Below are 6,252 nucleotides of genomic sequence, written 5' to 3'. Positions count from 1 at the left end.
ACCCCCGGACGTGGACCGGGCACCCCACCCCGCGCGACAGCCGGGGCACCCCGCCACGGCCACACCCAGACCAAACGACATAACTCAACATCAACAAGAGTGGGAGACCAGCCCACGATCACACCCGGTCCAGGCGCGAAAGATCTGGGCTAGCCCATCACGGAGCTGAAAATATCCGGCAGCGGCTGCGAATAAGGATTGCGACGCGGGCGACGTTGCGGATCAATGAAAGCGGGCGGAATGAAGGAGGGGCGACGATCCTCGCCCATGACGATCTGCCAGTGCTCGCGATGCACCTGGCTATGATGTTGACCGCAGAGAAGCACCAGATTTGTCATCCTGTAATTAAGGCACCGTCGGTCAGTGGTAGATCTAAAATTGGTACATGACGACGATTACTGATCCTTTCGTCACTGCGGTTCCGGTTCCGGGTCTTGTGCGTCCGGTGGGGTATGTGCGTATCTCGCTGGATCGTGAGGGCGCGGGCCTGGGGGTTACCCGGCAGACGGAGGACTTGAACGATCTGGCGGATCGGCTGGGGATCCCGCGGCCTGAGATTGTGCGGGACAACGATGTGTCGGCGTATTCGGGGAAGCGGCGCCCGGGATATCAGGAACTGCTGGCCGGGATCGGTGCGGGCCGGTGGAACGTTCTGCTGGTCTGGCATGTGGACCGGTTGACGCGTAGCCCGAAGGAACTCGAAGAGATCGTGGACTTGGCGAACGCGACGGGTCTTCGTATCGAGACGGTCAAGGGCGGCAGTGTTGATCTGTCCACGGGTGAGGGCCGGTTGCACGCGCGGATCCTGGGTGGGCTGGCCCGGTATGAGTCGGAGCATCGTTCCGACCGGATCCGTCGCAAGATGCTGCAGAACGCGGATGCGGGTCTTCCGCATGCGGGGGCACAACGGCCGTTCGGCTATGAGCGGGGCGGGATGGTCGTGCGCCCGGACGAACAGGAAGTGATCTGCTGGGCAGTGGAAGGGATCATCTCCGGTCGTCCGCTGCGGGCGCTGGTGGCGGAGCTCAACCAGGCGGGCGTGGCCTCGTCGACGGGGAAGCCCTGGTCGGGGCAGGCGCTGCGGGGGATCCTGCTCAACGGGCGGATCGCGGGGTTCCGGGTTCACCAGGGCAAGATCCATGGTCCGGCGGCGTGGCCTGCGCTGGTCAGCGTGGAACGGTGGGAGGTGTGCCGGGCGGTGCTCACCGATCCCGCGCGGCGGACGTCTCCGGGCAGTAAGCCGAACCGTTTGGTGTCGGGGATCGCCCGGTGCGGCCGGTGTGGTCAGGTGATGCGTTCCGGTGGGAACCGGGCGGGACAGCAGATGTACCGCTGCGCGTCGGATAATCATCTGCGGCGTCGGGGTGATCTGGTGGACGACGTGGTCACCCGGTTCGTTGTGGGCTGGCTGATGCGCGACGGGGTGACGTTCGATGTGCCGGGCACGGCGGTGCCCGCGCATGATCTGCGGGCGCGGGCGGATGTCCTGCGGCTGCGGATCAGTGAGGTGGAAGACGCGTTGATCGGGGACCCGACCGAAGACCTGGCCGACGTTTCCCCGGATGGTTTGAAGCGGAACCTGGGGCGGCTGCGGGCCAAACTCGACCAGGTGGAACGGGAAGAGAAGCTGTCGGTGTTGCCCTCGGCATTGCACGGGGTGACGGCGGAGAATTTCCCGGGGCTGCCGTTGGACCGGCGGCGGAGCGTCGTCGACTACCTGTGCCGGGTCACGGTCCTGCCCACCACCCGGGGCGGACATGCGGGCGAAGAATCGATCGACGTCATCCCGAACCCCGAACGCTTCCCGGTCGTGCCGGCGGCATAGCAGGACAGCCGGAAAGATCCCCCGTGCGGTGCGGGCGGGGGCTGGTAGGAAAGCGGCCCGGGGTGGTGTGAGCGCACCTCCCCCGGGCCTTGATCCCAATTCCTGAACTGAACAGGATGTGGAACCCATGGCCATGATGCCAGAGTCCAGGATCGGCGGTACGGCTCGCTCGGTTCTGGGAGCGGACTTGTTTGTTCATCCGGCGGAACTCGCGGATGTGTATCTCCCCCGGGCGTCGCCGCGGTTCTCGGTGATGCGCCCGACCCTCTACCTGCCTGGTGGCGTGCGGGTGAGTGTCGCTCAGGACATGCCCTACGACGTGGCGGCGAAGTGGTGGGACTCGCTGACCGTGGCCGGGTCGGCGGCGAGCCTGTGGTACTCCACCCAACATCACGACTGGCCCGGACGCCCCCGGCCCGGCAACCCCACCACGTAGCCGACAGGCGGCTGTGATCAGCCTCGGGTCCGGCGGCGGACCACCCCACCCGACTCGAGGCTGATCTTGTCCGCAGGGTTCGGGCTGAGCTGATCTCCTCCGTCGGTCGGGCGGCGTAGCCCTACCCCGGGTTCTCCCGACCGGGCAAGGACGCCAACGCCACGCACCACCCCGGGTGGCTGTGCGTCCTTGCGTGGGCGGGGGGTTCCGGGGTAGCCCTCGGGGGACCGGGCGGCGGAGGCGATCAGCGGACCCCACCCCGCCCGCCACCCACACCGGCGGCGGCCCCCTCCTCCGGAGAAAGGGCCGGGGTTTGGGGCAGAGCCCCAACAGCCATGAACGCCTCTGCGAGCCTCGACGTCCAAGCCTCCACCGGAGAAACACCGATCCTGGATAAGTGGCCAGCGCGAACCGGTAGCGTCCTGCCGATGCCCGGGAAGGTCAGGGCCGTAGGCGCCTTCCTGCTTGTTGCTGTTGGGGCCTGACGCTCCGACGGGCCGACGGGCACGACACACCCGCGGGGCCGACGCTCCGGCGGGGAGGGGCCGCGCTTGCGCGGCCCGGGGCCCCGACGTGTGCGGCGAGCTCCGCGGGCGTGGCGGCCCGGCGAGCACGGCGCGTGCGGCAGGCCCCAGGCGGCCCGCAGGGCCGCCCTTGAAACCATAAAGAGAATCAGCGACGATCAAGCATCGTTGCCGTTGGTGCAGGTCTGCGGGTCAGACGAGGTCCTTGGGCGTGCTTCGGGCAACTCGCCATGCGTGGACCTGGTCGGCGAGATCGCCGATGACCGGGTGGTCCTGGTAGGGCTCGGTGGCGGCGAAGATGATGTTCAGGCGGCTGGTGATGTGGCCGGTCTGGAAGGCTCCGGCGAGACGAAGACTGTCCCGCGCAAGAACCGAGACGCGGTCGAGGTCGGGCGCTTTGCTGCGGGCGACGGCGACTGCTTCGTCGGCGTAGAACAGTGATTCCCGGTCGTTGTGGTCGGCGTGGGCGTCGGCTCGCGCCTGGGCTGTGACCGCGGTATAGCGGTCCGGGAGTCCCAGTTGGGCGTAGGCGGCTCCGGCGGTCTGCGCGAAGAGCAGGGGACTACAGGTGTCCAGGCAGTCGACGATCGTGCGGGTTTCGTCCGGTGGTCCTTGCTGTTCCGGGGTCAGTTTCGCGACGATCTCCCGGGCCTCGGACACGGCTGTGTCCACGCCGCTCACATCGCCGGAAGTCGCACGGGCTCGGGCGAGGCTGTCACCGAGAAGGATTGCGCGTTGCGGTCCACTGGGAGCGTGGGTGAGTCCGTCGCGGGCGTACCACTCTGCGCGGGTGGGGTTACCTGTGTACTCCTCGACAACCGCCTGCATGTACCGGGTCCAGGCGATGATCTGGGGGTCTTCGAGGAGTTCGCCTCTGCGGTGGGCTTCGCGCAACGACCCACGGGCGTCGGTGGTGCGTCCGGCGTTGTTTTCCAACCATCCGCGGATGCCGGTGGCGACGGCGGACACGCGCCAGACCCGTGCCTGGTCGGCGGGGCGAAGGACGTGCTCGGCGCTGATCGCGTCGGTGAGCTGTTGCATGGCGATCGCGCGGCGCAGGGTCTCGGCGGGTGGATGATGAAGGTAGTCGGCGACGACGGTGCGAAGGGCGCCTTCGGCTGCGTCTGCGGCGCCGCTGCCGGCGGTGGCGCGTTCGAGGATTGCCAGGCGGTCGGCGGGCGCGGTGATCGCCGCTACGCCGGTGGCGGACAGCCCCAGGGCGGTAGCGGTCAGGTTGAGTAGGTCCCTGCGTCTCGTCGGGCTCACCTCCTCCGGATCACCGAGGTAGATGTCACCATCGTGACCCTCCGGACGGCCTGTTACCAGCCTGGCAGGTAGAGAAGCTGATCCCGGGGTCGTTCCGGCGGTGGGCGGGGCGAAAAGCCGGGCGGTGGGATGATCGAACATCACTTCTAGGACTCGGCGGGCCGAGGGATGCGGGCCCGTGATGGTGTCACCGGACAGCCAGCGTTTGGCCTGTCGCATGCTGACGGTCATCGGTCGCTCGTCGGGGATCGATCGTCCGGTGTGGTCGAAGTGTCGGGCGAAGTCATGGACGGTCCAGTTCCGTTCGTGGACCAGGCGGGCGAGAAGGGTCCGTTCCGGCTTCGGCTCGTTCATGGCACTCCAACGGCGGGGCTGCGGCGACGGGACAGGTTGATCGTCCCGTTCGGGTCGGCGTTCTGTCACCCCTCGGCCGCGCTTCGCGTCTGAACGGCCGGTAGATGGCACTCTGACGTCACCCTGATGACCCCTTGACGTAGGCGGGCCAGGCTGGCGGTGTCGGTCTGGCGTGTGGTGTCAACATCACGGCGATCATGATCGTGGGCTTGTGAATGTCACTCCGGCGGCGCCCGGGGACGTGGCCGTGCCGGCCCTCCCGCGGCCCTCACAAGGGCTGTGACTGTCACTTGGATGGGCGTTGGCCTGGGCGAACACTGATTTCGGCGGCTCCTGTCGGGTTGGCCCCGATGCCCTCGACGGGAGCCGCGCTAACCAGCCTTTTCGTCTGTGTGATCGGGAGTGGTGATGATGGGTCTGTTGTCTGCGGCGGCGTTCGACCTGGTGCCGGCGGATCAACTGCTGTCCAGGGAGCTGCACGCGAAGGACTGGATCGGGATCGAGGACGAGAAGGTTCCGGCGCTGGTCGGCTCGTGCACGGACTACACCGCCAAGGCGGATCGGATGTTGGCGGGGATGGCGGCGGACGTCGCGAACATTCACCTGATCATGTTCGGGGCGGTGTTGCCGACGGCGGCGGCGCTCAAGGCGGTGGATGAGCTGCTGGTCGGCTGGGCGGATCAGGCGTTGGAACTGGGCCGGACCTGGGTGCGCCACCGGATGAACGCGCTGGAGACCCTCGACGCCGACCAGGTCCGGAAGGTCTCCGCCGTACACGCCGAGGTCACCGTGCTGTTGACCAATGCGGTCCGCCAGAGCATGCCACGTCAGACGGCGGGCGTCTGACCCATCGATCGGCCTGTCCGTTCGTGCGTGAGCGCTCATCGGGTGCGGGCGGGCAGGTCCCACAACGGCGGGAGGCTGGCTATGTCGTGGCAGGTGAGTCCGGTAGCGCCGATGTGCCGGTTCGGCCGGTCGGGGGCCGAGGTACTGATCCGCTACCGGCATGCCGGCGAGGTGGTGACGGTGAGCGTCCCGCACCCGGTGTGGCTGGTCCTGGTGGAGGCCGTCCACGGCGGCAAGCTCGACGCGCTGCACCCCGCGTGGAGCAGATGGCAGGGAGCGGAAGGAGGGGCGGTCCTGGTGGCGCTGCGGGTGGGACATGTGCATGTCGAGTTCGGCTACGTGCGCACCCGTGAGCTACGGATGCCGCTGTCGGTGTGGCGGCAGATCGCGGCAGCCATCCGAGCACGGGCAGTCGACTCCCTGCCAGCGGTCAGCAACGCCGAGATAGCCGCCGGACAGGTGGGGTCATGACCAGGGCGACCGGCCGGACGTCGAGGCGGGTGGTCCGGGCCTGCGACCCGGTGGGGTCGTTCCGGCGGCGGGTCGGGCTGGCACTGGCCGCGCGGATCGCCTCGGACATGCCCGACATCGACCGGGACACCGTCCACGCGATCGTGACCCGCACGGTCGACCTGCTGGCCGGTCCGGCGGTCCACCGATCGGTGACCCTGTCCGACCCGATGCTCTATCTGATGGCCCGCGCGCTACGCGACCCGACCACACATCAGGTTGTGGCCGGCCTACGGCTCGACCTGCCAGACCTGCCAGACCTGGCCGGCCCGGACGACTCGTAGGCCGGTGACCTGCGGGCTGGTGAACAAAGATTGACGGTCGGGATCGGGGCACGGCCCGGCCGCCATGGGGGTCCCGCCCGGCACTCGTCCACCGGGCGGGACCTGCCCCCGTAGATGACCATCCACCGGCGGCGATGCCGGTAGGCCGCAGACAGCCCCGGACCGGAGCACCCTCCCACCAGTCCGGGACCGTTGCTTTATTCGCCT

The 6,252-nt window shown here is 68.3% G+C and carries 7 protein-coding genes; 5 read left to right on the top strand and 2 right to left on the bottom strand.

Going from position 1 to position 6,252, the window contains the following annotated elements:
* Positions 1 to 149: 149 nt before the first annotated feature.
* Positions 150 to 338, bottom strand: a complete 189-nt coding sequence (locus MXD61_RS26815; RefSeq protein ID WP_248816195.1) for a hypothetical protein — start codon at positions 336 to 338, stop codon at positions 150 to 152.
* A 98-nt stretch (positions 339 to 436) separates the two neighbouring features.
* On the opposite strand from MXD61_RS26815, the gene MXD61_RS26810 reads away from it, so the two are divergent.
* Positions 437 to 1,825, top strand: a complete 1,389-nt coding sequence (locus MXD61_RS26810) for a recombinase family protein (protein WP_248816194.1) — start codon at positions 437 to 439, stop codon at positions 1,823 to 1,825.
* Between the two features lie 187 nt (positions 1,826 to 2,012).
* Complete coding sequence (locus MXD61_RS26805; RefSeq protein ID WP_248816193.1) at positions 2,013 to 2,261, top strand: energy transducer TonB; 249 nt, start codon at positions 2,013 to 2,015, stop codon at positions 2,259 to 2,261.
* Between the two features lie 716 nt (positions 2,262 to 2,977).
* On the opposite strand, the gene MXD61_RS26800 is transcribed toward MXD61_RS26805, so the two are convergent.
* Complete coding sequence (locus MXD61_RS26800) at positions 2,978 to 4,405, bottom strand: hypothetical protein (protein WP_248816192.1); 1,428 nt, start codon at positions 4,403 to 4,405, stop codon at positions 2,978 to 2,980.
* Positions 4,406 to 4,825: 420 nt separating this feature from the next.
* Between MXD61_RS26800 and MXD61_RS26795 the strand changes: the two genes are divergently transcribed.
* The 3 genes from MXD61_RS26795 (at position 4,826) to MXD61_RS26785 (ending at position 6,045) form a co-directional block, all read left to right on the top strand.
* Positions 4,826 to 5,251, top strand: a complete 426-nt coding sequence (locus tag MXD61_RS26795; protein WP_248816191.1) for a hypothetical protein — start codon at positions 4,826 to 4,828, stop codon at positions 5,249 to 5,251.
* Between the two features lie 93 nt (positions 5,252 to 5,344).
* Positions 5,345 to 5,722 (top strand): hypothetical protein, encoded by a 378-nt coding sequence (locus MXD61_RS26790; RefSeq protein WP_248816190.1) that lies wholly within the window; start codon positions 5,345 to 5,347, stop codon positions 5,720 to 5,722.
* Positions 5,719 to 6,045 (top strand): hypothetical protein, encoded by a 327-nt coding sequence (locus MXD61_RS26785; RefSeq protein ID WP_248816189.1) that lies wholly within the window; start codon positions 5,719 to 5,721, stop codon positions 6,043 to 6,045. The genes MXD61_RS26790 and MXD61_RS26785 overlap by 4 nt, the downstream gene beginning before the upstream one ends.
* Positions 6,046 to 6,252: the final 207 nt, after the last annotated feature.

The sequence above is a fragment of the Frankia sp. AgPm24 genome, assembly GCF_023243055.1.
Lineage (GTDB): Bacteria > Actinomycetota > Actinomycetes > Frankiales > Frankiaceae > Frankia > Frankia umida.
Note: the sequence above shows the minus strand (reverse complement) of the source record. Positions and strands in the feature narration are given on the sequence as shown.